At 35.8% G+C, this 26639-nt stretch carries 23 protein-coding genes; 16 read left to right on the forward strand and 7 right to left on the reverse strand.

Annotated elements, in window-relative coordinates; translation table 11 throughout:
• Positions 1 to 10: 10 nt before the first annotated feature.
• From ACMHJ2_RS12460 to ACMHJ2_RS12500, 9 genes are all read left to right on the forward strand, one after another.
• Positions 11 to 697, forward strand: coding sequence for a YggS family pyridoxal phosphate-dependent enzyme (locus ACMHJ2_RS12460; protein ID WP_413513183.1), 687 nt, complete (start codon positions 11 to 13; stop codon positions 695 to 697).
• Between the two features lie 8 nt (positions 698 to 705).
• Positions 706 to 2055, forward strand: a complete 1350-nt coding sequence (locus tag ACMHJ2_RS12465) for an exonuclease domain-containing protein (protein WP_413513184.1) — start codon at positions 706 to 708, stop codon at positions 2053 to 2055.
• Between the two features lie 11 nt (positions 2056 to 2066).
• Complete coding sequence (locus tag ACMHJ2_RS12470; RefSeq protein ID WP_413513185.1) at positions 2067 to 2921, forward strand: ion transporter; 855 nt, start codon at positions 2067 to 2069, stop codon at positions 2919 to 2921.
• The gene (gene miaA / locus ACMHJ2_RS12475; RefSeq protein WP_413513186.1) at positions 2905 to 3828 is read left to right on the forward strand and encodes a tRNA (adenosine(37)-N6)-dimethylallyltransferase MiaA; all 924 of its coding nucleotides are present in this window, start codon (positions 2905 to 2907) and stop codon (positions 3826 to 3828) included. Before ACMHJ2_RS12470 ends, miaA begins: the two co-directional genes overlap by 17 nt.
• A 3-nt stretch (positions 3829 to 3831) precedes the next feature.
• Entirely contained in the window at positions 3832 to 4575 is a 744-nt protein-coding gene (locus ACMHJ2_RS12480) for an acyl-[acyl-carrier-protein] thioesterase (protein ID WP_413513187.1), read from the forward strand.
• Positions 4576 to 5084: 509 nt separating this feature from the next.
• On the forward strand, positions 5085 to 6155 hold the full coding sequence (locus tag ACMHJ2_RS12485; protein ID WP_413513188.1) for an efflux RND transporter periplasmic adaptor subunit: 1071 nt from the start codon (positions 5085 to 5087) through the stop codon (positions 6153 to 6155).
• 20 nt (positions 6156 to 6175) lie between these two features.
• On the forward strand, positions 6176 to 9268 hold the full coding sequence (locus ACMHJ2_RS12490) for an efflux RND transporter permease subunit (protein ID WP_413513189.1): 3093 nt from the start codon (positions 6176 to 6178) through the stop codon (positions 9266 to 9268).
• Between the two features lie 30 nt (positions 9269 to 9298).
• On the forward strand, positions 9299 to 10648 hold the full coding sequence (locus ACMHJ2_RS12495; protein ID WP_413513190.1) for a TolC family protein: 1350 nt from the start codon (positions 9299 to 9301) through the stop codon (positions 10646 to 10648).
• 166 nt (positions 10649 to 10814) lie between these two features.
• On the forward strand, positions 10815 to 11036 hold the full coding sequence (locus ACMHJ2_RS12500; protein WP_413513191.1) for a heavy-metal-associated domain-containing protein: 222 nt from the start codon (positions 10815 to 10817) through the stop codon (positions 11034 to 11036).
• 151 nt (positions 11037 to 11187) lie between these two features.
• Here ACMHJ2_RS12500 and ACMHJ2_RS12505 read toward each other — a convergent pair whose 3' ends face one another.
• From ACMHJ2_RS12505 to ACMHJ2_RS12515, 3 genes are all read right to left on the reverse strand, one after another.
• Positions 11188 to 11628, reverse strand: coding sequence for a MarR family winged helix-turn-helix transcriptional regulator (locus ACMHJ2_RS12505; RefSeq protein WP_413513192.1), 441 nt, complete (start codon positions 11626 to 11628; stop codon positions 11188 to 11190).
• An 18-nt stretch (positions 11629 to 11646) separates the two neighbouring features.
• Positions 11647 to 12393: an SDR family NAD(P)-dependent oxidoreductase gene (locus tag ACMHJ2_RS12510; protein ID WP_413513193.1), complete on the reverse strand. Its 747-nt coding sequence runs from the start codon at positions 12391 to 12393 to the stop codon at positions 11647 to 11649.
• 264 nt (positions 12394 to 12657) lie between these two features.
• Entirely contained in the window at positions 12658 to 13341 is a 684-nt protein-coding gene (locus ACMHJ2_RS12515; RefSeq protein WP_413513194.1) for a TrmH family RNA methyltransferase, read from the reverse strand.
• 43 nt (positions 13342 to 13384) lie between these two features.
• Here ACMHJ2_RS12515 and ACMHJ2_RS12520 point away from each other — a divergent pair, with 43 nt between their 5' ends.
• Positions 13385 to 14086 (forward strand): SIR2 family NAD-dependent protein deacylase, encoded by a 702-nt coding sequence (locus ACMHJ2_RS12520; RefSeq protein ID WP_413513195.1) that lies wholly within the window; start codon positions 13385 to 13387, stop codon positions 14084 to 14086.
• A gap of 79 nt (positions 14087 to 14165) precedes the next feature.
• Here the strand turns inward: ACMHJ2_RS12520 and ACMHJ2_RS12525 are convergent, their stop codons facing one another.
• On the reverse strand, positions 14166 to 14399 hold the full coding sequence (locus ACMHJ2_RS12525) for a hypothetical protein (RefSeq protein ID WP_413513196.1): 234 nt from the start codon (positions 14397 to 14399) through the stop codon (positions 14166 to 14168).
• A 6-nt stretch (positions 14400 to 14405) separates the two neighbouring features.
• Positions 14406 to 15566: a THUMP domain-containing class I SAM-dependent RNA methyltransferase gene (locus ACMHJ2_RS12530; RefSeq protein ID WP_413513197.1), complete on the reverse strand. Its 1161-nt coding sequence runs from the start codon at positions 15564 to 15566 to the stop codon at positions 14406 to 14408.
• A gap of 94 nt (positions 15567 to 15660) precedes the next feature.
• Here ACMHJ2_RS12530 and ACMHJ2_RS12535 point away from each other — a divergent pair, with 94 nt between their 5' ends.
• The 4 genes from ACMHJ2_RS12535 (at position 15661) to ACMHJ2_RS12550 (ending at position 18623) form a co-directional block, all read left to right on the forward strand.
• The gene (locus ACMHJ2_RS12535) at positions 15661 to 16392 is read left to right on the forward strand and encodes a class I SAM-dependent DNA methyltransferase (protein WP_413513198.1); all 732 of its coding nucleotides are present in this window, start codon (positions 15661 to 15663) and stop codon (positions 16390 to 16392) included.
• A 4-nt stretch (positions 16393 to 16396) separates the two neighbouring features.
• Positions 16397 to 17134 carry a ZIP family metal transporter gene (locus ACMHJ2_RS12540; protein WP_413513199.1) on the forward strand — a complete coding sequence of 246 codons (738 nt, stop codon included), beginning with the start codon at positions 16397 to 16399 and terminating at the stop codon, positions 17132 to 17134.
• 144 nt (positions 17135 to 17278) lie between these two features.
• Complete coding sequence (locus tag ACMHJ2_RS12545) at positions 17279 to 17794, forward strand: DUF6452 family protein (protein WP_413513200.1); 516 nt, start codon at positions 17279 to 17281, stop codon at positions 17792 to 17794.
• Positions 17760 to 18623 (forward strand): DUF6048 family protein, encoded by an 864-nt coding sequence (locus tag ACMHJ2_RS12550; RefSeq protein ID WP_413513201.1) that lies wholly within the window; start codon positions 17760 to 17762, stop codon positions 18621 to 18623. Before ACMHJ2_RS12545 ends, ACMHJ2_RS12550 begins: the two co-directional genes overlap by 35 nt.
• A gap of 78 nt (positions 18624 to 18701) precedes the next feature.
• Here the strand turns inward: ACMHJ2_RS12550 and lpxD are convergent, their stop codons facing one another.
• The gene (gene lpxD, locus ACMHJ2_RS12555; RefSeq protein WP_413513202.1) at positions 18702 to 19703 is read right to left on the reverse strand and encodes a UDP-3-O-(3-hydroxymyristoyl)glucosamine N-acyltransferase; all 1002 of its coding nucleotides are present in this window, start codon (positions 19701 to 19703) and stop codon (positions 18702 to 18704) included.
• Between the two features lie 463 nt (positions 19704 to 20166).
• Here lpxD and ACMHJ2_RS12560 point away from each other — a divergent pair, with 463 nt between their 5' ends.
• A complete protein-coding gene (locus ACMHJ2_RS12560) occupies positions 20167 to 21858 on the forward strand; it encodes an acyl-CoA synthetase (RefSeq protein ID WP_413513203.1) in 1692 nt (563 codons plus the stop codon).
• Positions 21859 to 21981: 123 nt separating this feature from the next.
• Entirely contained in the window at positions 21982 to 24807 is a 2826-nt protein-coding gene (locus ACMHJ2_RS12565) for an FAD-binding and (Fe-S)-binding domain-containing protein (protein WP_413513204.1), read from the forward strand.
• Between the two features lie 74 nt (positions 24808 to 24881).
• Here ACMHJ2_RS12565 and ACMHJ2_RS12570 read toward each other — a convergent pair whose 3' ends face one another.
• Positions 24882 to 26270, reverse strand: coding sequence for a sigma-54-dependent transcriptional regulator (locus tag ACMHJ2_RS12570; RefSeq protein WP_413513205.1), 1389 nt, complete (start codon positions 26268 to 26270; stop codon positions 24882 to 24884).
• Between the last annotated feature and the right edge of the window lie 369 nt (positions 26271 to 26639).

A 26639-nucleotide genomic window follows, 5' to 3' on the forward strand; every position in this document is an offset into this window, starting at 1 on the left:
ATACAATACGATGTCAACGATTGCTGAAAATCTAAAACGAATTAAAACTAGTCTACCAGCTACTGTTAGTTTAGTTGCTGTTTCTAAAACCAAGCCCAATGCGGCCATTTTAGAAGCCTATGACGCAGGACAAAGAGTTTTCGGTGAAAATAAAATACAAGAAATGACGGATAAATATGACGCGCTACCTAAAGATATCGCGTGGCATATGATTGGACATGTACAGCGCAATAAAGTGAAATACATGGCTCCGTTTGTTGCTTTAATTCACGCAGTTGACAGCTTGCGTTTATTGGTTGAAATCGATAAACAAGCCAAGCTAAATAACCGCACTATTTCTTGTTTATTACAACTCTTTATTGCTGATGAAGAAACCAAATTTGGATTCAGTGAACAAGAGTTATTTGAACTGCTAGATAGTGCTGAATTTAAAGCTTTAGACAACATTAAGATTCAAGGTTTGATGGGAATGGCAACCTTCACGGATAACCAAGAGCAAATCAAACAAGAGTTTTCTACCCTACACCATAGTTTCAAAAAAGTAAATCAAAACTACAATCACCTACCTAATGTTAACTGTGATACATTATCTATGGGAATGAGTAATGATTATACGCTTGCTATTGCCTGCGGAAGTACATTGGTTAGAATCGGAAGTACTATTTTTGGAGAACGCAATTACGAATTAAACAAATAAGTATACTATTGTACGCAGTTTTAGATATAGAGACCACAGGTGGTCAATTTAACGAGGAAGGGATAACCGAAATTGCCATCTATAAATTTGATGGGCATCAAGTGGTAGATCAACTCATTAGTTTAGTTAATCCCGAAAAGGAAATACAACCTTTTGTTGTAAAACTTACGGGGATTAACAGTGCTATGCTACGCTTAGCTCCAAAATTTCACGAATTAGCGAAACGAATTATTGAAATAACTGCCGATTGTGTGTTGGTTGCTCACAATGCATCCTTTGATTATCGCGTGTTGCGCAATGAATTCAGCCGCTTGGGGTATGACTTTCAAAAGGATACGCTTTGTACGGTCGAACTGGCACAGAAACTCTTGCCTGAAATGCCTTCGTATAGCTTAGGCAAATTAGTACGCACTTTGGGTATCCCACTAGCTGATAGACATCGCGCCTATGGAGATGCTTTGGCTACATTAAAACTTTTTCAGTTGCTCTTATCCAAAGACACCGAAAAAACAATACTTACGGCTATGATTAAGTCTGATATTAAAATAGGACTTAATCCCAAGTTTTTTGATATTACAGATGCTTTGCCTACTTCAGTTGGTATTTACTATATTCACAACGAAGAGGGAGAAATTATTTTCATCGGCAAAAGTCGCAATATCAAAAAGAAAATAATGCAGCACTTTACGAATAATTCGGTTTTATTCAAAAAGGTACAAAAAGAAACGTATACAGTTACTTTTGAAAAAACAGGTACTGAACTAATCGCTATTCTAAAAGAAGCAGAAGAAATTCTCTTGAATAAACCTAAATTCAACCGAATTTCTAAAAAGGGAATCTTTCCTTATTCTTTATATATCCAAACTAACTTGCAAGGGTATTTCTATTTTAGTTTAGAAAAAACAGACGGACGCAAAAGAAATTTAATGGCATTTACTTCTTTATCGGAAGGAAGAAAGTTTGTGGAAAAGATAACGGCTGACTTTGAACTTCCTTTTTATTTGGAGACGCTCCATGAAAAAAAATCAAAAAAGAATACAGAAGAAACTTTTTGCACTACATTTGAAGTAGCGTTTCAAGAATATAACAAACTATTAGTTAACCTATTAAACAGCTATACTATCGATGAGGGTTCTGTTTTAATTCTCGATAAGGGAAGAACCATCAATGAAAGAAGTGCTGTTGTTATTGAAAACGGAAAATTATCGGGCTATTGTTTTTATGATTTGAATTACCAGATCAATGATCCTGCAAGAATTGCAGCCAACCTGACGCCTCTTACTTTTCACCGTAACAACAGAAATATTATTCTCAATTATTTGAACAAAAAAACAGGCTATAAATTAATCCATTATTAAACGTATTTACGGTGAGACGAAGGCTAAAAAATAAATGGGATATTTTAAAACAGAAGATTTATATCATCATCTATGGCTCTAATACATTTGCAGGTAAACTATTTGATTTAGTTTTATTAGGCGTAATTTTTTTGAGTGTGATCTTGGTTATGTTGGAATCGGTTGAGAGTTACGACATGAAGCATCACACCCTATTAAAAGTATTAGAATGGGTGATTACTATTTTCTTTACCATTGAATACGTTTTGCGGATTATTTGCAACAAACGACCGTTGAAGTATATCTTCAGTTTTTACGGTATTGTTGACTTAATCTCCATCATGCCGATGTATTTATCGTTCTTTGTTTCTGATTTGGGTGTTTTAGCTGTGGTAAGAGCCTTGCGTTTATTGCGTCTTTTCGGAATCTTAAACTTAGTTCCCTATATTGGTCAGGAATCAAATTTAAAATTAGCTATAAAAGCCAGTAGAACAAAAATTATTGTTTTCATTTACTTTATTGTGGTGGTTTCTATTTTATTAGGTGCCTTAATGTACGTAATTGAAGGAAAAGACAACGGATTTACAAGTATTCCCAAAAGTATTTACTGGTGTATAGTTACACTTACCACGGTAGGCTATGGGGATATTGCGCCTCAAACTACAATTGGCCAAATGATTGCCTCGTTTATTATGATTATGGGATATGGTATTATAGCCGTCCCAACTGGAATCGTAACAGCGGAATTCACTAGCTTAAAACGCAATAAAAGCGTAGATGCTAGACGCAGAAGAGCTTGTTCTTCTTGTACAACAACTATTTATGATGATGACGCAAATTATTGTTATAATTGCGGACAAAAATTAGGAGATGTCTTTACTCGATAACCCCCATTATTTACTTGTCGTTATTGGTCCTACTGCTATTGGAAAAACAGCTTTAGCCCTTCGACTTGCACAACATTTTAAATGTGAAATTCTATCTTGCGATAGCCGTCAGTTCTATCAGGAAATGACGTTAGGTACTGCGGTTCCTTCGAAAGAGGAACTCGAGGCTGTACCGCATCACTTTATTCAACATATAAGTATTCACTCAACCTATTCTGTAGGTGATTTTGAAAGAGATGCCATTGCCCTACTTGATCGATTATTTGAACAAAATAACATACAAGTGATGGTTGGTGGTTCTGGTTTATATGTCAATTCAATTTTAGAGGGATTGGATGAATTCCCTTCGATTGATCCTGCTATACGCCAGCAACTCAATGAAACACTAGAAGAAAAGGGACTTCCTTTTTTACAAGCGCAATTGAAAGAAATGGATCCTGTGCATTATGAAAAAGTAGCTTTGGATAATCCGCAACGCGTTATTCGCGCCTTAGAGGTTTCTATTGGTTCAGGGCAACCATACTCTAGCTTTTTAGCAAAAAACAAGGTTAAACGCAATTTTATACCGATTGTCATTGGTCTTGAAGCACCTCGCGAAGTGATGTATGATCGCATCAATAAACGCGTGGACCTTATGCTTGCATCGGGGCTACTTGAGGAGGTAAAAGCCTTACTTCCCTACCAGGAACTCAATGCTTTACAAACAGTAGGCTATCGTGAACTTTTTCATTATTTAGATGGAAATAGCCCTTTAGAAGAAGCCGTAGAAGAAATCAAAAAAAATACACGTCGTTTTGCTAAGAGGCAAATTACTTGGTTTAAACGCACGCCAAATGCTACTTGGTATTCCTATCAAACGGATGCTACTCAGATCATTGAGGCTATCACGCAGCAACTAAAACACTAAATTATGCCCATTTCGAATCATTTTACTTCTATTTACCAGCAGTCTTTTGAAATTGACTTTTTCGCCTGCTCCCCTTCGGGGCATCTTAAGTGGGTGGATTTGTGTAAGCTCATTCAACGCGTTTCTGCGGATCATTCCGTAATTGGTGGAATTAGTTTTTGGGATTTAAAAACACACAACCAAGCCTGGGTATTAAGTAAATTTAGAATTGAAAAAAAAGCGGAACTCCCGCAATGGCAGGATAATATTACGATTATTACTTGGATTGAACGCTTAGATGGCGTGCGCTCAATTCGAAATTTTGAAGTATACCTCGGGGAGCTACTTATTGCTGTTGCTACATCGCTTTGGGTAATCATCAATACGGAACGCCGCAGACCCGAAGTAATCGCTTTGCCACATGAGCACTTTTTCAAATACACCGACAAAAAAGTAACGCAAGCCGACTTTGCCAAGTTATACAAAGGTGACTATCAAAAGATTGATGAATTAAAAGTCAAATTATCTGATTTAGACATGGTAAAGCATGTTACAAATATCAAATACCTCGAATGGTGCATCGATGCTGCTTTTACTTGTCAGGAAGCAGTAGACAAAATTCAGATTATCGATATGCACTTTTTGAAAGAAACACATATTAATTCGACTTGTATAGTGCATTTTTTAAAGGAAAACACACAATTACATTTTCAGATTAGCGTAGCTAATACCATTCATTTTTATTGTTTGATGGAAGTGGATGAGTGAGGGTTATGGGTTGAGCATCCCTAAATAGGGTTGACCGTTTTTAAACATTAACTTCATTCATAGAGATAGCAATAAATGGTTTGTAGAAAGTACTTTCTACAAACCATTTATTTTTAAATTCGACCAAACTGATTCTAAGGAATCACAGTCGATACATCTACACACGTCCCATACCAAACGTTGAATAACCAAAGCGATGCTTAAGGTTCTTATTCGTAGTGTGGATTTATAGGATGCAACCTCTACCTCATCGAGGGCATACGAACTAGAAAAGTGAATCCCAAAAAAAGATACTTTTTTGTACAATCCCCTACTTTTACACCTGATTCGCTAAATCACTAAAAACAAGTAATAATCAGACTCTTTTACTTCGAATTCATTCGTTTTCATATAAATTCAACGTGTAAATTCTGTAATTCTTATCTGTAATTCTATATAATAAGCCCTCGTTCTCCCCCCTACATTTGTATTTGAATTTTAATCAAGTATTAATCAATAAAGAGAAGATTATGTTATATAGATCTATCCTATTTAGAGCAGGACTACTTATACCGCTGTTGAGCTTTTTACTGCTCGCATGTGAGAATAAATCGGAAAAAACACAAGCAGAAAATCAAGGTGATACCGCCCTTACAAACAAATTACCCGTTGATATTATTGTCGCGCAAGAACAACTACTAACTCAAGAAGAAGTGGTAGTGGGAACAATGCTCGCCAATAGAGAAGTTTCTATCGTTAGTGAATTACCCCTAAAGGTTACTCAAATCGCCTTTAGAGATGGGAGTTTCGTACAGCAAGGAGCCTTGTTATACCAATTAAATGATGCAGATATTAAAGCGCGTTTAAAACAAGTTGGCGCAGAACTAGAATTAGCGCGTTTAAACAAAACAAGAATGAGTAATTTATTGCAGACCGAAACCGTACGACAACAAGAATATGATGAAGTAATAATGCGCTTCCATTCTTTAGAATCACAGCAAGAATTACTGCATGTTGAATTAGAAAAAACGCGTATTAGAGCTCCATTTTCTGGAAATATAGGGATTTCAAAAGTTCACTTAGGTTCTTATGTATTACCTGGAGAGCAGTTGGTAGTACTCCAAGATCTGAGTAGTATTAAAGTTAATTTCTCTATTTCAGAGAAGTATTCCACCATACTACAAGTGGGAATGCAAATACGATTTACCACCGAATTAACGGACAAAGAATATGTAGCAAATATTAGTGCCATCGAACCTGGTTTAGATGCAAAAGGAAGAAACTTAGTTGTACAGGCATTAGCTACTAATACAAACACATCGTTTAGAGCAGGTCTCTCTGCCAAAGTTCATGTTAGTGTGGCCAATCAAGGAGAACAAGGCATATTAATACCTACTGAAGCCCTACTACCCGCAGAAAAAGGATACACTGTTTTTATAATTAAAGAGGGAGTAGCTAAGTCAATGCCTGTAGCTATCAGCAACCGAACCGAAAAAGAGGCTATTATCACCTCGGGTATTGTAACGGGGGATTCCATCATTATTTCAAATATACTTCGCGTAGGAGAAGGAACTCCAGTAGAAGTTGTGGGGTCCAACTAATCAAATTTCAAATTTACATCATGAGTATATCATCATTAAGTATAAAGAAACCGGTCTTAGCCGGGGTGTTTTCACTCTTACTTGTTCTGTTAGGAATAGTGGGATGGAAACAATTGGGAATTAGAGAATTTCCCTTAACCGAACCTCCTGTTATTTCAGTAGTCACCTTTTATCCTGGAGCAAGTCCTGATGTGATTGCCTCCAAGATTACCAAACCAATGGAAGAATCTATTGCAGAAGCCAATGGCATACGTACAATCTCCTCCGAATCAAGAGAACAAGTAAGTGTTATTTCAATCGAATTTAATCGAGAAATGAACATTGAAGATGCCTTGAACGACGTTAGAGATAAAGTTGCTAAATCAAAAAAACAACTCCCTGCGGATGTGGATCCCCCTATTGTACAAAAAGCATCTTCTCCAGATAATTTAGTTGCTTTTTTGGAAGTAGAAAGTGATACGAAAGACATCAAAGAAGTGAGTCATTTGGCTTCAACTACTATTAAAGATAGAATCCAATCTATCCCAGGTATTAGCAATGTATCCATCGTTGGAGAGCATAAGTATGCGATGCGTTTGCGCTTTAAGCCAGACAAACTTGCGGCTTATCAACTTACCCCTGAAGATATACGTCAAGCTCTTCAACGTGAAAATATTGACTTACCTGCTGGGCGAATAGAAGGAGATAACAGTGAATTGAGTATTCGTACGATGGGACGATTAACTACCGCTACTGATTTTGAACACATGATTATTAAGCAAGTGGGCAATACGATTATTCGATTAAAAGATATTGGTTCTGCTGAATTGGGTGAAGTGAATGAACGCACAGCCATTATTAATCAAACGGGCAATCTAAACCGCATTGGTGTAGGTGTAGCTATACAAATACAACGTGGCGCAAACGCCATTGAAGTTGTAGATGAATTTTATAGAAGATTAGATAAATTAAAAGCTGAAATACCCGCTGAATACCGATTAATCGTAGGTTTTGACTTTACACAATCCGTTCGTAATTCCATTGCTGAAGTAGAAGAAACCTTGTTTATTGCCTTTGGATTAGTGGTCTTGATCATCTTTTTATTTCTAAGAGATTGGCGCTCTACACTCATTCCAGTTATAGCCATACCAGTCTCTATTTTATCCGCTTTCTTTATCATGTATGTCGCTGGTTTTTCAATTAATATACTGACGCTTTTAGCCTTAGTATTATCCATAGGCCTAGTGGTTGATGATGCGATTGTCGTGCTTGAAAATATCTATAAAAAAATAGAAGAAGGAATGACGCCTATTCAAGCTGCTTTTAAAGGATCTAAAGAAATCTACTTCGCCGTAATTTCAACTACGGTTACACTGGCGGCTGTATTTTTACCTATTGTTTTTATGGGGGGAATTAGTGGACAGCTTTTTATGGAGTTTGCCATTGTAGTATCGGGTTCTGTATTAGTATCTGCCTTTGTAGCCCTTACCCTAACCCCTATGCTAAGTGCCTATTTTCTAAAAAAAAGTGACAAACCAAACTGGTTTTATCTTGCAACAGAACCTTTTTTCGTTCGCTTGAATACAGGATATGCTAATTTATTAATCGCTTTTATGAAAGTCAGATGGTTAGCCTGGGTATTCTTAGCAGGTACCACCCTTTTAATATACTTTGTAGGAAAGCAACTCCCTTCCGAATTAGCTCCTATCGAAGACCGTTCAAATATGAGTTTGATCGCAATTGCACCAGAAGGGGTTTCTTTCGATTATATGAAAAAACACATGAATGAAGTAGGAAACTATGTCAATGACTCTACGGACGGTTTATATCAGACCTATTCGATGGTAGCTATTTCGTTTATTCCCGCACCTGCCCCCGTAAACGTAGCCGTACAAAGTATTTACCTCAAAGATCCTAAAGATAGAAAATCGAGTATTCAAGATTTGTATAATCAGTATGCAGCAGCCTCAGGGCAATTTAGAGGATTCCTATTATTTCCCTATCTACCGCCTACTATTGGGAGCCGATATGGTGGAGGAATGCCAATACAATATGTATTACAAGCAGACAATTTAGATAGTTTAACGGCGATACTTCCCAAATTCTTAGCAGCAGCACGTCAAAGCAAGAAGCTGTTATTTATTGATTCCGATTTAAAAATCAATAAACCTGAACTAAAAATAAATATTGACAGACAAAAAGCAGCTCTAATGGGGGTATCAATGGAAGAAGTAGCCCATACCCTACAGCTTTCTTTTTCTGGACAACGCTACGGCTACTACTTGCGAAATGATCGCCAATATGAAGTGATTGGACAATTAGATCGCGAATATAGAAATGATAAAAATGATTTGAGTGCGCTTTACGTACGCGCATTAAGTGGCCAAATGGTACCCTTGAGTAACTTAATAACCACAGAAGAGGCCGTTAGCCCTGCTGCGATCTACCGCTATGATCAATATACTTCAGCTACTGTTTCTGCGGCTATGGCTCCAGGCGTAAGTTTAGCAGAAGGAATAGATGAAATTGAAAGAATAAAACAAGAAGTTCTAGGAGAGAATTTTAAAAGTTCATTGGCGGGGCAATCTAGAGACTATACCGAAAGTCAAGGAAATATCACCTTTACACTAATTCTTGCTTTGCTCTTAATCTATATGATTCTTGCCGCGCAGTTTGGAAGTTTACGCGATCCCTTAACGATTATGCTTACCGTACCTATGGCTATAGCAGGTGCAATCCTAAGTTTATATGGATATGATCAGAGTTTGAATGTCTTTAGTCAAATTGGCATCATCACATTAATCGGATTAATTACCAAAAATGGAATCCTAATCGTAGAGTTTGCAAATAGTTTAAAAGAAAGCGGCCTATCAAAATACGAGGCGGCCATACAAGCGGCAGTACAGCGTTTTCGCCCTATTTTGATGACTTCATTAGCGATGATATTTGGGGCATTACCTATTGCTCTAACCGCTAATAGTCGACAATCCTTGGGTATTGTGATTGCTGGGGGACTAGTTTTTTCTGGTTTGCTAACCCTATTTATTATTCCTGCTGTGTATTCTTACCTATCAAGTAAAAAAAGTGCCCCAGAAATTACTGAAGATGAAGAAACAACAAAAGAAGTTGTATAACCAAAAGGCAAAAGAACGAACAAAACCGATATGAAACGAAATACTATATATATAGCTATGGCATTACTAGGGTTAAGCAGCAGTAATGACCTGTATGCTCAAAAACATACACTTACCCTAAAAGCCGCTTTAGAAATGGCCAAAGAGGGCAACAAAACCTTGCAAATTCAACTGTTAGAAGAACTAAATTCAAAAGAAGTAATACGCGAAACTAAAAATAATTTCCTCCCAAGTATTTCCGCTAATGCGGGCTACTCTTATTACTTTGACAGACAGGTTATATTCTTACCTGGTTATTTTGCAAATTCTACTAAACCTGTTCAAGATATCACCGTAGGGGGTAAAAATGTATATAACGCTTACCTTTCCTTGTACCAACCTATCTTTGATAGTAAGAAGCAACAGCAAATCAAGATAGCGAACCTAAATGACGATATAGAGAAAGAAAAAACAGAAGATCTCAGCAGTCGAATTGCTTACCAAGTATCCGCGCATTACCTAACTATGGTATTGATGAATCATCAAGAAAACCTCTTACAAGAAAGCCTTCAGCGCAATATACAAGCACTAAAAGATTCTCGTTCTTTATATGAACAAGGCCGAAGTTTAAAGTCTGACACCTTGCGTAGTTCCCTTGCTGTTAGCAATTTAAAATCCTCCCTTTCTTACTTAAAAAGTACGATTGAGGTAGCTGCTATCGAATTAAAAAGATTGATAGGTACTGATGCATTAGGGGAAATAGAAGTAACCGATGAACTAATCCTCACAGAAGATGCAAGGATAAAAAGTTTATATCAAATTGAAGATGCAGTAGGGATTGCGCAGAACAATAGAAAAGATTTGATTATACAACAATTGGCAATCCATTTACAAGAAAAAAAGAAAAAGGCTATTCAAGCAGAACAACTACCACAGCTCTCAGTTGTAGGTCAATATCAAATTCAAGCACAAGAAGACACGATGGAGTTCGGACAATACGCTTTACCAAAAACTACGTATTTAGGAGTACAACTTAACATTCCTATCTTTAGTGGGAACCGAATTAAATCTCAAATTAATCAAGCCAAAATTAAGACGCATCAGGAAGAAATAAAATTAGCTGATTTAAATGATAAGGTAAAAACAGAACTGTCAACGATTCTTAGTAAACAAAAAGAAGGTTTTTCTCAGCTAGATATACAACAAAATGCCGTAGAACTAGCAGAATTAAACCAACAAATGATAGATAATCGCTTTAAAAATGGATTGGGATCCAGACTTGAACTAACAGATGCAGAACTAGCTTTAACACAAGCTAAACTAAGCTATAGCAATGCCCTATATACTTTGCGCATGCTTGAAATAGAATTGCAATTTGCCTTAGGCCTATTGGATTTATAAAATCACCGATTGCAAGAAAGTATCCCTTATTAACTGCCGATTCTTTACCCTGCATATACCTACGCTAATCCGTAAATCTTGTAAATCATATAGGTAATATTGTAAAAATATTCAGGCTAATTTGAGGAGATTTACTCTATCAAATAATAACTAAAAATGTAAACAAATGGATACTAAAAATCTTCAATTCAAAACAAATTTAAATTGCTCTAGCTGTGTATCTAAAGTAACAGCCGATTTAGACGATGCTGAAGGAATTAAGGAGTGGAAGGTCGATACTTCTACTAGCGATAAACTATTAACTGTAGAAGCAAACGGAATAACAGAACAAGAGGTTATCGAAATCATTGGTAAAAAAGGATTTAAAGCCGAGTTATACAACTCGTAAACTGCACACCAATGGAATTGGACTACTAGGTAGTAATTCGATGCGGAAGTATTGTTTCAAAGGCAATTCCATGTAGTAATAAAATAAAAAGCCTCTACTTTAAAATCACGTTTAAAGTAGAGGTTTCTATTCCATAATAAGCAATCCTTTTCTAGGGCTTATTTTTTATTTTTTCCAAAAGATAAATTAACGTTTCAACGTCTTGATCGGTCAGGGAATTGTAAATTGTATCAACACCAACTAAATGGCTAGTAACTTCCTGATACAGCTTTTCTCCTTTACTGGTCAGCCTAACATCAATCAAGCGTTTATCCTTACTGTTATGCTTTTTCTCTACCAGATGCTTTACAATTAATCGGTCAACCAACCTAGAAACTCCTGCATTTTTCTCCAACATTTTTTGCAGTATATCTGAGGTAGACAAGGGCATTCCAGCTTCATGCAAAATGGACAACACATTATATTGCTGTGAAGTGAGCTCATATTCAGCAAAGAAAAGCTGTGATTGTTCATACGCTCTAGTATAGGATTCTACCAAGGTAATTCCCAGTTTTCGACGAAGCGGTAATTCCTGAATATTGCTTTTTTTCATGCTTGCAAGTTAAAAAAACTATTGAATCAAATAGCCACCATCTACAGGTAAATAAGCCCCCGTACAAAAACTAGCATCGTCAGAAGCCATAAAGAGAATTGCTTTCGCAATTTCTTCTGGTTTGCCTAGTCGTTTCATAGCGTGTTTCGATTCCATATAAGCTCTAGAGTCTTGCGCTGCATTATCCATTAGTAATGGAGTTTCTATATAACCTGGACCAATGGCATTCACCCGAATATTATTTACTGCATTTTCCAATGCACCTACTTTTGTAAGACCTACTAAACCGTGCTTGGAAGAGGCATAAGAAGCAATGCCAAGTTCAGCCACCTGACTCATGATGGAGCCAACATTGACAATGGATCCTCCGGAAGCTTGACTTCGCATTTGAGCAATCTGATATTTCATCCCATAAAAAACACCACTTAGATTAATATCTATGACCCGCTGCCATTCCTCAATTGACTTCTCATGGAGTAAAGAAGCATCAACAATACCAGCATTGTTTACCGCGACATCCAAACTACCAAAAAAATTAATCGTTACTGAAACAGCCTGTTCTACCTCTTGTGGTTTTGACACATCACAGCGAATGAATCTAGCCTCCGTTCCTTCCTTGCGTATTTCTTCTAAAGTTTCTTGATTTTCTTTTAGATCCGCAATAACAATATGAGCGCCTTCTCTTGCCATTAAAATCGCTACTGCCTTACCTATTCCTGAATTTCCTCCTGTAATAAAAGCCACTTTTTTCTCAAATCTTTTCATAGTATACTTTTTTAGTGTTAAACTGAATTGGTTGAATACCTCAAGTTAATGATTAATCATCGATGTCTAATCACTTATACTGTTAAATGGGATAGCCTTAACATTTTTTAGATTTAAAAGTGGGGAGGTATTATTTACAGTGATGATGATGGGTAATGGGCTATAGTGAAGGATGATCTGTTGAATTATCTCATAAAAAAGGGTTCGGTCTTTAAGAAAGATCGAACCCTTTTTATATTTTAAGGGATTTGTTTATTTCAAATCTCACTCATTCCCTCTCTCCAAAAAACGCGCTGTTACGAAATCAATATCTTTAATTGTCTTTCTTGCCCAATCAATGCGTTTGGTGACTAAGTCTTCTGCTGATAGTTGCCACGGCAATGCTGACGCTCTTAATCGCATGGATAAACTTTGAATGATAAGGGCTGCGGAAACGGAAATATTCAAACTTTCAGTAAAACCAACCATAGGAATGGTTATATAATCATCCGCTTGTTCTATAATTTCGGGAGATAACCCTGTCCTTTCTGTGCCAAAAAAAATAGCAACTGGTTCTGACAAATCAAATGTATCTAAGCTCTGTGCAGTACCATGAGGGGTTGTAGCTACAACTTTATACCCCTTGGCTTTGACAGAATCAATGCAATTTTGTACCGAATTATACCGGTGAATATCTACCCATTTTTCTGCACCAAGTGCAATTTGTTTATCAATTTGCTTCCCAAACTTTTGTTCAATTACATGAAGTTCTTGTACTCCAAAAACCTCGCAACTACGCATAACGGCACTCGTATTGTGCAATTGAAAGATGTCTTCTGCTACGATGGTGATGTAATTGGTGCGGTTCGATAAAACTTCTTTAAATCGCTCTACTCGACGCGCTGTCAAAAAAGTTTCTAAATAAGCTAAGTATTCCTTGTCTTGAAATAGCTTGTTTGAAATATTCATTATATCTTTCGTTTTATTCAAAAAAGACAAAGGTAACAATATTATGGAAAAACGTCTAGTTGTGCTTTCAGGAGCGGGAATGAGCGCAGAAAGTGGCATTAAAACCTTTCGGGATGCTGATGGTTTATGGGAAGGTCACGATATTATGGAAGTTGCTTCTCCTGAGGGTTGGGCTAAAAATAAAGCCCTTGTTTTAAAATTTTACAATGACCGCCGTCAGCAGCTTTTAGCTTGCGAACCTAATGCGGCACATGCTACTATTGCAGAACTACAACAACACTTTAAAACAACTGTAATTACTCAAAATGTGGATGATTTACATGAACGCGCGGGTAGTCGAGAGGTTATTCACTTGCATGGTGAATTATTAAAGGTACGCAGTGAAAGCCATGAATACTTAGTTTATCCATGGACCACAGATTTAACTGCCTTAGACCGAAATGACAAGGGTCATTCCTTACGCCCTCATATTGTGTGGTTTGGCGAGATGGTTCCAGAATTACAACGCTCGATTCCGTATGTAGAAGCAGCTGATATTATCCTGATTATAGGAACTTCTCTACAAGTATATCCTGCGGCTTCTTTGCTTGATTTTGCTCAACCAGATACTTTGGTCTACTACATTGATTTACATCCAGCAAAAACCAATCATTTTAATCGAAAGATTGAAGTCATTGCCGATAAAGCATCAAGCGGAATAGAACAAATTAAAGCGCATTTGATTGCATTAAGTAAACAAATATAAAAAAAGAGCCCCTACTCCTAGTTGGAAGATTGCTCTTCTAAACAGGAGTAGTGCTCCATTTCTTTGAACTTATATGTTTTTAATTCAAGATTTTTACCCCTTTAAAAAAAATCCATCGCACACAAATTTTCTCTCCTTCGTCGGTTTTAAAAACTTTGAATTGTGGAGCCAAAATCGTAGCGATAATTGCACTTACAAGAGGCAACCATATCCCTGTTAAGTCTGTAAAATACATCAATCCTGTACGAACTAAAAGAAAGAGTATTGCAAAACTAACAAATTGCAACAGTAATGTTTTTGTACCTACTCCCATATTATTTTAATTTTGATCCATATATTTTCCTTTTTTACTTCCTTCATAAAGGTCGTACTTCGCGAAACGTGCCTCTAATTTACCATTAAATAATTTAATTTTTCTAGACGGACGCAAACCTACATATTTCAATGCCTCCATATTAGCGGTTATAAACCACGCTTCCGTTCCAGGATATCCTTGTTTTAGCGTATCTCCTATTTCGCGGTAAAAACGCTCTAAATTAATATCTAAGCGCTCTCCATACGGGGGATTAAATACCATATGCAAAGGTCCTTCTGTTTGTTTGGAAGATTCAAAAAAGTTTGTATTTTCCACTTTTATATACTCGTCCAGATTGGCATTTCGCACGTTATCCACTGCTTTCATCACCGCAGAAGGTGCTTTATCATACCCTTGAATGGTGTAGTGAAACTCTCTGCTGCGTTTCAATAAAGAACCTTGAATCATTTCAAATAAATCGGCATCCCAATCCTTCCAGCGTTCAAAAGCAAACTCTTTTCTATTAATATTGGCAGGAATATTACAAGCAATCATAGCTGCTTCAATCAAAAGAGTTCCAGAACCACACATCGGGTCCATAAAATGACTTCTTCCATCCCATCCGGATAACAACAACATACCTGCTGCTAGTACCTCATTAATTGGGGCGATATTCGTGGCTGTTCTATATCCTCTTTGGTGTAAAGATGCACCTGATGAATCTAAAGAAACGGTACAAAAATCACGTTGAATGTGTACATTGATACGCAAATCTGGAAAATCTTTATCCACATTTGGTCTTTTTCCCATCTTATCTCTAAACTGGTCGACAATGGCATCTTTTGATTTTAACGATACAAATAAACTGTTGTTAAAATGATCCGAAAACACAGTAGAATCAATAGCAAACGATTGATGGGCACTCAAATACTTACTCCAATCTATACTTTGTATTCCTTTATAAAGATTATCTTCATTGTAAACAGCAAATTCTTTAATTGGAACTAAAACTTTCAATGCCGTACGCAAAGCAAGATTTGCTTTATATAAAAATCCTTTATCTCCTTCAAAACTCACCATACGAGTTCCTTCCTTCACTTTTGTTGCTCCTAAAAGCTGTAGTTCTTTCGCTAAAACCTCTTCTAAACCAAAAAAAGTCTTGGCTACCATTTTAAAATTTTCCATTTTTTATATCTCTATAAGGAATAATTGCATTCGTTATCTAAATGTGCAAAAATAAAGTAAATTTGCAAGCTAATAAAAGATTTAAATTAAAACTATGTCTCAACAACAGAAAGCTTGGTATGCATCGTGGTTTGATAGCCCTTATTATCACATCTTATACAAAGATAGAGATTATGATGAAGCACAACTTTTTATAGATAATCTTACCCATTATTTAAACTTATCTGAAGATTCTGCTGTTTTAGATTTAGCTTGTGGCAAAGGACGTCATGCTATTTATCTAAACAGTTTAGGGTATGATGTGGTTGGAGCCGATTTATCGCCAAACAATATTGATGCAGCTAAAGCATTTGAAAATGAAAAATTGCATTTTTTGGTACACGATATGTGTGAACCTTTAGAAAAAAAATATGACACCATTTTTAACTTATTCACAAGTTTTGGTTATTTTAGTAATCCAGAAGATAACGCCAGAACACTAAAAGCCATGCACGATAGCTTATCGGAATATGGATTAGCAGTTATCGACTTCATGAATGTAAACAAAGTTATTGCTACCTTAGTTCCTTCAGAAATCAAAACCGTAGAAGGTATTGATTTCCATATCGAACGAAGAGTAGAAAATGGTTTTATTTTCAAAGATATCCGTTTTCATGCGGATGGAGAAGATTTTGCCTTTACTGAAAAGGTAAAAGCCTTAACTTTAAACGATTTTGAAACGATGATGAATGAACATGAAATTTATTTGCTTGATGTATTTGGCGATTATAAATTAAGAAAATTCTATCCTAACGAATCTGATCGATTAATCATGATCTTTAAATAAGCCGATGGCATATATAATACCTTTACTAGCCGTAATTATTGGATATTTAATTGCGTTGCTCACTCAACCTAAAAACAAGAAACACATCAAGCTACTGATGGCGTTTAGTGGTTCCTTTTTACTTACCCTAACCGTAACTCATCTATTACCTGATGTATATCAAGCAGCGCTTAGCGATCTTGCTACTGCTGCTGGTGAGCATCTACACAGCCATGACCATAGTCATGATCACCAGGGTGCGGCAAGAATTGGTTTTTTTATCATGGCGGGTATTGTGTTTCAAATTATCTTAGAATATTTTTCTAAAGGAGCTGAACATGGACATGTTCACAGCCATGAAAAGCTAGATCGCATTCCGTGGTTGTTGTTTGTTAGTTTGTGTATTCACGCCTTTTTTGAAGGAATGCCTATTAGTCAACATAGTGAATTAGCCTTGGGAATTGGGATTCATCATCTGCCAATTGCCATTATTTTAACGGCCTTTTTCATTAATGCCGACATGAATAAAAAGATGGTCTTTGTATTTATGATGCTATTTTCAATTATGACACCTTTGGGTACTTTGATTTCAAGTAATGTACCTATCCTAAGCACATACTATCCAGAAATATCAGCCATTGTAGTAGGTATCTTATTTCATATTTCATCTACAATTATCTTTGAAAGCAATGAAGATCACAAATTCAATATCAATAAACTTATAGCCATACTACTCGGTGTAGTGGCGGCCTATTTTATATAAAAAGTCGGAGGAAACCCTCCGACTTTTTTTCAGTAAAAAGGTCTATTTGTACTTATTTGCGAAACCTAGTCCAAAGAATATAAATCGTTTGGTTTGTTTTTAGTATTTTTGATGCTGTTTAATCCTAGTTAGACTTATTCCTTTATGAAAAAAATAATGGTCATAGCCTCTTTTTTATGCTTTGCTTGCTTTGTATTTATAGCTTGTGAAAAAGATGATATATGTGGTAATAATGAACTTACGACTCCAAATTATAAAATTCAATTCTTTAATTATGAAGACCAAGATATTCCGCAAAATGGACTAGTTGAAGCCTTTGCAGTAGGAATTAAAGATACGATTCGCAATACAGGTAACACCCTACTACTTCCGCTTCGCTTGGATCAACAAGAAACAAGTTGGGTCTTGCAAATTAAAGAGGTAAGAGGAAAAGAAACAATTACAAAAAGTGATACAATTACCTTAAAATACAGAGTAAATACGCATTATTTGAATAAAGCTTGTGGCTATGTTTCTACCTTTTCTTTGCAACAAGATGGCACGTCTCCTTTATTAAATAGCAAACCCAATACAACGAAAGGAAATTGGATTAAATTATATATAACAGAAACAAACGAAATAGAAAATGATGAGCAAACTCATTTTAAAATATATTACTAGTGGTATTCTTTTGTTGTTTACTGTTGTATCCTCAGCACAAGAGAAGACCACAGAAACAGATACCAAGAAAGACACGCCACACATGGCACCCCAAATACCCCTTAAATATCCGCAACGCTATGGGCTACGTCTAGGTGCTGATTTGTTTCGACTTACTCGATCTATGTACGACAAAACCTATACTGGTTTTGAAGTTGTCGGCGATTATAGACTAACCAAAAAACTATTTGCCGTTGCAGAATTAGGCCACGATAAATTGCAAAAAACCGAAAGCACCTATGGTTTTACAACCAATGGAACTTATCTTCGCCTAGGAGTTGATTACAACCTACACGAAAACTGGCTAGACAGAGAAGATCAAATTTATGTTGGAGGACGCTATGGTTTTTCTACTTTTACGCAAACGCTAGATTGGTATAAGCCTTATACAACAAATTCTTATTTTGAGAATCCTTCTATTCCTGCCAATAAAAAATACAGTGGTCTATCCGCACATTGGATAGAATTTGTAGCGGGAATAAAAACGAGAGTATTTAACAATGTATTTATGGGATTCAGTCTGCGTTTAACGGGTTTAATTGCCCAAAAAAAACCGGATGATTTTGAAAACTTATATATTCCAGGTTATAATAGAAAATACAGCGGAGCAATCGGCGTTGGTTTTAATTACACAGTGAGTTATTTTATTCCACTTTACAAATCAAATAAAAAGGCTTTCACTATTCCTGAGAAAGATACAAAGTTTGACTTAGAAGGAAATAAAATGGAATCAGAAGACCTAAAAATGATTAATAAAAATAAGCAAAAAACAGCTGAAGATAAACAATAAAAAAAAACGCGTTGATTTTTATCAACGCGTTTTTTTTATATTATAAGACTTCAATTAGCTAACTTGAAATTTTTCTATTTAAGCTTTATTGTTATAACTTTTTACCATTTGCTTCAAAAATGCCCACTGCTTTAACGTTGTTTTAGCTTCTAAAGCGGGATATCCTAAAACTGTTTTCCCTGCTTCAACATTGCCCGTAACCCCTGATCCTGCTCCTACTACTACGCCATCACCTAAGGTTACGTGATCTTTAATCGAAGCACTTCCACCAATAATTACAAAATTACCTAAGGTTACAGAACCGGCTAATCCACTATTCCCAGCCATAATACAACATTTTCCTAAAACTGAATTATGTCCAATTTGAACTAAATTATCTATTTTACAACCATCTCCAATTATAGTGGCACTAAATTTCCCACGATCAACGCATGAATTAGCTCCAATCTCTACTTGATTTCCAATGATTACATTTCCGATTTGAGGAATTTTAACTAGCCCCTCAGCAGAAGGACAAAATCCAAACCCATCTGCACCAATTACGGCATTGGGATGAATGATACAAGATTGTCCAATATGTGTACGCTCTCGAATCACCGCTCCTGACCATATAACTGTATTATCTCCAATAACTGAATGATCCATTACGGTTACATTCGGATAAAGGATTACATTTTTTCCTAAAACCACATCTTCTCCTACATAACATCCTGCACCGATTTGCGTACCTTCTCCGATTTGAGCACTTTCATCTATATTAGCTTTAGAATGAATCCCTTCTTTTATACTTGGCATTTTAGGTGCAAAAAAAGTCAATAATTGAGACATAGCTATATCCACATTATCTACTTTAATAAAAGCTCTATCCGCACCAGGTACAATTGAGATATCTTTATTGACAATAGCAATACTCGCTTTTGAGTTTTCCCATAGTCGTTCGTATTTCTTATTTCCTATAAAAGAAATTTGCCCATCTTGTGCTTTTTCTAATTGTTCTGCAGCATTGATTTTTTTTACTGTTGAGCCTATCACGACTCCATTTAGTACTTCATTAATTTCAGTCAATGAATAAGATCTCATAGTACATTCAGTTTATTGGTTTACATCAAAGAAAACGAATAAATATTAATTATATTGCAATAAAATCATTTTTTTAATCAAAAAAACGAACCATAACAATTAATTAACTTACAAATACACAAAAAAACCCTCTTTAAAACCTACAAAAAGTATAACTATTTACTGGATTGGATATATATACACATATATTTTAACTAAGTATCACTAATTATTCTTTGTTTTTATACTAATACACAGAAAGTAAATAATAGAAAAGAACGCTGTATTTTTAGTTATTTTTAATAGAGCTTGATAGCTATCACTTTGCTAAACCACCTCCATTTAATCTAAAAATCACTCTTTTTTTTCCAAAAAATTTAAATATAAATACCTATATTTTCAATAAAACACCTTATTCCTTCTTTTTCCTATGTATTCTTGATCCTTTTGTGTATATTTTACTACCACAAAAACCACAAAGAATATGAAAACTTTATTTAAAACCATCGGCGATTTTATTGCTACAGAAAACTTTGCTGCTTTGCAAGATATAAAAGTAGAAAAACCTGTTTTTTTTAATTGGGTTACAGAAATATTTGAAGAAATTAATGTTCAAGAAACGCCTGATAAAACGGCTTTACTTTGGACAGATGGCGAAAAAACGGAACACTATACTTTTAAAACCCTCTATAATCGCTACAACCAGCTTTTGAATTTTTTGCGTAAAAAAGGGATTCAACAACAAGATGTTATCCTAACTCAAATGATGCTACAACGCATTAATTGGGTAACGCATTTAGCAGCAATTAAAGGAGGCTATCGTTTATCACCTGCAGCGAGTATTTTAGGTGTAAATGATCTGAAATATCGCTTTGAAAAAATTGCTCCTAAAGTAATTATTGCCGATGTTGACAATGTAGAAAAAATTGATGCTGCAGAACAAGCCTCTAATCACAAGATTCCAATTAAAATCATCCTTGATGGTCAACGCGAAGGTTGGTATCCTTTGTCTGTTTTAGATGCAGAAGAAACTGAAGCTCCTGCGGCTCAAACTAAGCCTGATGATATTCTTTTTCTATTTTTTACCTCTGGCACAACGGGCATGCCGAAAATTGTTTGTCATACACATTTAAGCTATCCTATTGGCAATCTAACTACTACTGCTTGGATTGGGCTAAAAAAAGAGGATATTCATTACAATATTTCTCAACCGGGTTGGGCTAAATTTGCATGGAGTAGTTTATTTGCTCCTTGGAATGTAGGTGCTACTATTTTTGCCTATCATACCAAAGCGCGCTTTAATGCACAAAAAACATTATCCTTAATCGAAAAACACAAAATAACGACGCTCTGTGCTCCTCCTACCGTTTTGCGTTTCTTTATTCAAGAAAATTTAGCTTCTTATCAATTTAGTTTAAGACAATGCGTGGCGGCAGGTGAACCACTAAATCCAGAAATTATTGAAGAATGGCGAGAAGCAACGGGTCTATATATACGCGATGGTTTTGGTCAAACAGAAAGTACTTGCTTAGTAGCCAATTACCCAAATGCCAAATTAAAATATGGTTCAATGGGAAAACCAACATTTCTATATGATATTATTATTGCAGATGATGATGGACGTGAACTGCCAATCAATGAAGAGGGAAATATTTGTATTAAAACGGATACGGATAAAATCAATGGTATTTTTAAAGAATATATGTATGACAAAGAACGTCAAAAACAGGTTTTTAGAAATGACGTTTATTTCACAGGGGATAAAGCTTACAAAGATGAAGACGGCTATATTTGGTTTATTGGGCGTGATGATGATGTTATTAAAGCTTCTGATTACCGAATAGGGCCCTTTGAAGTAGAAAGTGTTTTATTGGAACACCCTGCTGTTATCGAATCAGCAGTAGTAGCAAGTCCTCATGAAATCAAAGGATTTGAAGTAAAAGCGTTTGTAATTATTAAGGATATTCAACAAGCTACGACATCCTTAGCGGATGAAATATTTCAGTTTTCTCGTCAACATCTCGCTCCATATAAAATGCCTCGTAAAATTGAATTTGTTACGGAATTACCCAAAACAATCAGTGGTAAAATCAAACGGGTTGAACTTCGTGCTTTACAAGCAGAACGAATTGCAAAAAAAATAGAAGTGCCGCTGGAATTTGGATATAAGAGTTGACAGTCTACCCTGGACGGTGAACTGCTCCCTGTCTTCTATTTAAACCCGATATAAACTATCGGAGCAAGCCACCTTCCTTTTTAATTTTATCGTAACTTTCTGCTACTAAATCAAAAAGTTGCTATGTTATCAGAAAGCTACACTTCTTTTGCCCGTGAATTAGCACAATTCCTCGATCCAAAGCAAATCATTACCAATCCTATTCAAACTATAGCATATGGGACAGATGCGAGTTTTTATCGTTTAAACCCACAAATTGTTGTAGAAGTTCGAAATGAGACTGAAGCCATTCAGGTAATTGCTTTAGCACATCAAAAACAATTGCCCATTACATATCGTGCAGCTGGTACAAGCTTATCTGGTCAGGCAGTAACTGATTCTATTTTATTGGTTGCTACGCATCATTGGAAAGGCTATAGCATCACAAATAATGGTTTACAGGCCACTTTTCAACCTGGAATTATTGGCGGAAGAGCTAATATTTTATTAGCGCCTTATGGGCGTAAAATTGGACCGGATCCAGGTTCAATCAATGCGGCAATGATTGGAGGTATTGCAGCCAATAATGCGAGTGGCATGTGTTGTGGTACCGCTCAAAACTCCTACAATACCCTTGCTGATATTCGCTTGGTTTTTTATGATGGAACGCTATTAGATACTGCTGATAGGGCCAGTAAACAACAATTTGCGGAGAAACATCCTGAAATCCTAGCTGAAATAGAAGCTATTCACCGTGAAATACAACAAGATTCACTCTTATATGAGCGCATTCAACGCAAGTATAAAATCAAAAATACAACAGGCTATAGTTTAAATGCTTTTATTGACTACCAAGATCCTTTTGACATCCTCAAACACTTGATGATTGGTTCAGAAGGTACCCTTGCTTTTATTTCAGCAATCACCTATAATACGGTTCTAAATTACAAGAAAAAAGCCTGTACTTTAATGGTCTTTGAAACTATTGAAACAGCATGTCAAGCCGTTCCATATTTAAAGCAGAGCCCCGTGGCAGCAGTAGAACTCCTAGATCGAAATAGTATTCGCTCTATAGAGAATGAACCTCAAGCTCCTGATTATTTTAAAACACTACCTGAATCTGCTTGTCTATTACTTATAGAAGTACAAGCAAATACACAAGAAGAATTGGTTCAAAAACAAGAGCAAGTGAAACAGGCGGTTACGCCTATTCCAACTTTAGCTCCTTTTGCATTTACTTCTGATCCAAAAGAATACGCCTTTAATTGGAAAGCGCGTAATGGACTTTTGCCTACTACTGGAGCCCTGAGAAAAACAGGAACAACTTGTATTATTGAAGATGTAGCTTTCCCATTGGATAAATTAGCTGAAGCCAGCCTGGCTTTACAACAGTTATTTGCTAAATATCACTATGAAGATGCGGTTCTATTTGGACATGCATTAGAAGGAAATTTACACCTTGTTTTTTCTCAAGATTTCAGTACAACAACTTCCATTCAGCGGTATGCCAATTTAATGGATGAGCTCGTAGACTTGGTTGTACAGCGATTTGATGGCTCTCTCAAGGCTGAACATGGCACAGGGCGTAATATGGCTCCCTTTGTAGAAAAAGAATGGGGAAAACAAGCCTATGCCTTAATGCTTCGCATCAAACAAATCTTTGATCCAAATCAGGTCATCAATCCGGGCGTACTTATCAATGCAAATCCAAAGGTTCACTTAGAAAATCTAAAGGCTTCACCTGCTACCCATCCTATTGTTGATACCTGTATTGAATGTGGTTTTTGTGAATCGCATTGTGTATCGGAGGGACTTACACTCTCTCCACGTCAACGGATTGTAATTGGACGAGAGATTGCCCGTTTAGAGCAAACCCAAGAAAATCCAGCCTTATTAGTTCAATTGCAAACACAAACCCCATATTATTCCGATGATACTTGTGCAACGGATGGTTTATGTGCGATTGCTTGTCCTGTAAAAATAGATACGGGTAAATATGTAAAAGCCTTACGCGCTGATAAATTAACCTCAAAAAATCACCAGGATGCCCAATATTTCGTAGCACATTTGGATCGCATTACCCAATTAGGTCGTTATGGTTTAAAAGCTGTTCGATTTTTTCAAAATATTGTTGGAGATCAAAACATGCTTCGCTTGGCAACGAAAATGCGTCAATTTAGTAAAAACCGCTTACCTCAATGGAATATAGCTATGCCAACCGGAACCTCAACCCGAGTGTATCCAACTACGCCAAGCAACCAATTGGCACAAAAAGTCGTTTATTTTCCTTCGTGTATCAATCGAACTATGGGTAAATCAAAAGACTATCCCAAAGAAGAGTTAGATTTAAAAGATTTGACTGTGCTATTGCTAGAACGTGCGGGTTACGAAGTTATTTACCCCCAAAATATAGCTAATTTATGCTGTGGAATGCCTTTTAGCAGTAAAGGTTTTCAAGAAGAAGGGTTACAAAAATCTACAGCCCTTGAAACGGCTTTATTAGAGGCTTCTCAACAAGGGAAATATCCTATTTTATTTGATATGAGCCCTTGCCATTACACGTACCATGAACATCATGCTACGGGTGTTTTTCAATTCTATGATCCGATTGAATTTATGATGGACCTCGTACTTCCCAAGTTATCCATTACAAATCCAAGAAATGAAGTAACTATTTTCTCTGTTTGTTCTGCTAAAAAACTAGGACTAGAAGAAAAATTAGATGCTATTGCTCAACAGTGTGCAAAGAAAGTAAACTATATAGATAGCAATTGTTGTGGTTTTGCTGGTGATAGAGGTTTTACATTTCCTGAGCTCAATCAACATGGCAATAGAAATTTAAAACAGCAAATACCCGCTAGCTGCTCTGATGGTTTTTCTACGAGCCGCACTTGTGAAATAGGATTAACGGAACATAGTAATCGTACCTTTAAATCCATTTTTTATTTGATTGAAGAAGTAACTAGATAAATTACTTTATACCCATAATTATTTACAAAAAAGGCATCTAATACAAAATTAGATGCCTTTTTTACTCGGTGAATTTACAATTCTATATTATAAAGTTTCATTTTATTATATAATGTCTTTCGATCAATTCCTAGCAGTTGTGCAGCCTTTGTTTTATTAAACTTAACCTTTTCCAAAGCCGTTCGGATCGCTTGTTCTTCATTTCTAGATGAAAACAGTTTTAAATCTCTTTCTTCTTCATTTGGACTATCTGAAACTATCGGTTTCGGTGCAAACATGGCATCTGGTAAAACGTCTTTCTCGATAAAATCCCCTTTGGTTAAGAGAACTGAACGCTTAATAATATTTTTCATTTCTCGAAGATTTCCAGGCCAATCATAGGTTAAGAATATACATTCTACTTCACTAGAAAATCCTTTTACATTTTTTTCTAATTCTTGGTTTGAGTTCTTTAAAAAATGTTTAGCAAATGATAAAACATCACTTCCTCTATCTGTTAACTTCGGAGCAACAATACCAAACTCATTAAGTCTATGGTATAAATCTTCTCTAAATTCTCCCTCTCTAACTGCTTTGGGTAGATCTTCATTAGTTGCAGCAATAACGCGAATATCAACATCGATTTCTACACTACTTCCTACGGGTTTCACTTTTCTTTCTTGAAGTGCACGCAAAAGTTGTATTTGCACTTCATAAGATAAATTCCCTACCTCATCTAAAAAGATTGTTCCTCCATTTGCTGCTTCGAAATGCCCTATTTTATCGGTAACTGCTCCTGTAAACGATCCTTTAATATGTCCAAAAAACTCACTAGATGCCAAATCTTTGGGAATAGCTCCACAGTCTACTGCAATATAGGGTTTCTTATTTCTCTTACTCAATAAATGAATAGAATGCGCTATATTTTCTTTCCCTGTACCACTATCTCCAATAATTAAAACAGACATATTAGTTGGTGCAACCAGAGCAATATATTCTTGTAATTGAGAAGACACATTACTGTCACCTCGCACATATTCTTCTATACTCTGTTGCTCTGTTGCTTTCGTTACAGATGAGCTACTCGAAGTCTCTTGTTTTCCTTTATCCTCTGTTTTATTCTTTTTATCTAAAGCTTGTTTTATGGTTAAAACAATTTCATCCGGATTAATAGGTTTCGCTACATAATCAAAAGCGCCTAATTTCATAGCATTAACTGCTGTTTTGATTTCGGTATAACCCGTCATTAAAATAACTTGTGAAGAAATACACTTTTCTTTGATGTATTTTAATACTTCAATACCATCGCTATCCGGCAGTCTAACGTCTGTCAATACAATATCATAACACGTATCGTCAATTGCTTTTTTTGCATCTAGCGAATTAAAAGCGTTTGTAACGGCAAAACCTTTTTTAGTTAAAAAGGCTTTCAACATTTCGCAGAATGGTACATCATCGTCTATTACGAGAACTTTATGACTCATATTTTATCCGTCTTTTTTAGGGCTAAAGACAAATTTAATATAATTATTTTTGAGAAACTAATAAGACTCTAAACTTTAACCTCTTATAAACAGTAAAAGGGAGCCTAAGCTCCCTCTATACCTGAAGATTTCTCTTCTTCACCTTACTAACGATCTAACCTATTACCGCATGCGGTAATAAAATTTTTTTAAACAAACACTTAATTTTCTTTTTCTAGCAATTTAAAGTTGATTCCTCAACTGTTTGTTTTTTTATATAACACCTTACGTTATAGTATATAGAAAAAAACGTGCCAAAACTACTACTTCTATAAAAACTAAAACAAATACCTATCTATCAATCACTTATATTAAAATCTTTTTTTATCA

Source organism: Myroides odoratus (genome assembly GCF_965118575.1).
GTDB lineage: Bacteria > Bacteroidota > Bacteroidia > Flavobacteriales > Flavobacteriaceae > Flavobacterium > Flavobacterium odoratum_B.

Excerpts from the sequence above, each read along its gene's own strand:
- ACMHJ2_RS12565 (WP_413513204.1), top strand. The coding sequence starts at position 21,982 with ATGTTATCAGAAAGCTACACTTCTTTTGCCCGTGAATTAGCACAATTC.
- ACMHJ2_RS12500 (WP_413513191.1), top strand. The coding sequence starts at position 10,815 with ATGGATACTAAAAATCTTCAATTCAAAACAAATTTAAATTGCTCTAGC.
- ACMHJ2_RS12570 (WP_413513205.1), bottom strand. The coding sequence starts at position 26,270 with ATGAGTCATAAAGTTCTCGTAATAGACGATGATGTACCATTCTGCGAA.
- ACMHJ2_RS12480 (WP_413513187.1), top strand. The coding sequence starts at position 3,832 with ATGCCCATTTCGAATCATTTTACTTCTATTTACCAGCAGTCTTTTGAA.
- ACMHJ2_RS12535 (WP_413513198.1), top strand. The coding sequence starts at position 15,661 with ATGTCTCAACAACAGAAAGCTTGGTATGCATCGTGGTTTGATAGCCCT.
- ACMHJ2_RS12505 (WP_413513192.1), bottom strand. The coding sequence starts at position 11,628 with ATGAAAAAAAGCAATATTCAGGAATTACCGCTTCGTCGAAAACTGGGA.
- ACMHJ2_RS12510 (WP_413513193.1), bottom strand. The coding sequence starts at position 12,393 with ATGAAAAGATTTGAGAAAAAAGTGGCTTTTATTACAGGAGGAAATTCA.
- ACMHJ2_RS12540 (WP_413513199.1), top strand. The coding sequence starts at position 16,397 with ATGGCATATATAATACCTTTACTAGCCGTAATTATTGGATATTTAATT.
- ACMHJ2_RS12460 (WP_413513183.1), top strand. The coding sequence starts at position 11 with ATGTCAACGATTGCTGAAAATCTAAAACGAATTAAAACTAGTCTACCA.
- ACMHJ2_RS12525 (WP_413513196.1), bottom strand. The coding sequence starts at position 14,399 with ATGGGAGTAGGTACAAAAACATTACTGTTGCAATTTGTTAGTTTTGCA.
- ACMHJ2_RS12520 (WP_413513195.1), top strand. The coding sequence starts at position 13,385 with ATGGAAAAACGTCTAGTTGTGCTTTCAGGAGCGGGAATGAGCGCAGAA.
- ACMHJ2_RS12490 (WP_413513189.1), top strand. The coding sequence starts at position 6,176 with ATGAGTATATCATCATTAAGTATAAAGAAACCGGTCTTAGCCGGGGTG.
- ACMHJ2_RS12530 (WP_413513197.1), bottom strand. The coding sequence starts at position 15,566 with ATGGAAAATTTTAAAATGGTAGCCAAGACTTTTTTTGGTTTAGAAGAG.
- ACMHJ2_RS12515 (WP_413513194.1), bottom strand. The coding sequence starts at position 13,341 with ATGAATATTTCAAACAAGCTATTTCAAGACAAGGAATACTTAGCTTAT.
- ACMHJ2_RS12550 (WP_413513201.1), top strand. The coding sequence starts at position 17,760 with ATGATGAGCAAACTCATTTTAAAATATATTACTAGTGGTATTCTTTTG.
- ACMHJ2_RS12485 (WP_413513188.1), top strand. The coding sequence starts at position 5,085 with ATGTTATATAGATCTATCCTATTTAGAGCAGGACTACTTATACCGCTG.
- miaA (WP_413513186.1), top strand. The coding sequence starts at position 2,905 with ATGTCTTTACTCGATAACCCCCATTATTTACTTGTCGTTATTGGTCCT.
- ACMHJ2_RS12560 (WP_413513203.1), top strand. The coding sequence starts at position 20,167 with ATGAAAACTTTATTTAAAACCATCGGCGATTTTATTGCTACAGAAAAC.
- ACMHJ2_RS12545 (WP_413513200.1), top strand. The coding sequence starts at position 17,279 with ATGAAAAAAATAATGGTCATAGCCTCTTTTTTATGCTTTGCTTGCTTT.
- ACMHJ2_RS12495 (WP_413513190.1), top strand. The coding sequence starts at position 9,299 with ATGAAACGAAATACTATATATATAGCTATGGCATTACTAGGGTTAAGC.
- lpxD (WP_413513202.1), bottom strand. The coding sequence starts at position 19,703 with ATGAGATCTTATTCATTGACTGAAATTAATGAAGTACTAAATGGAGTC.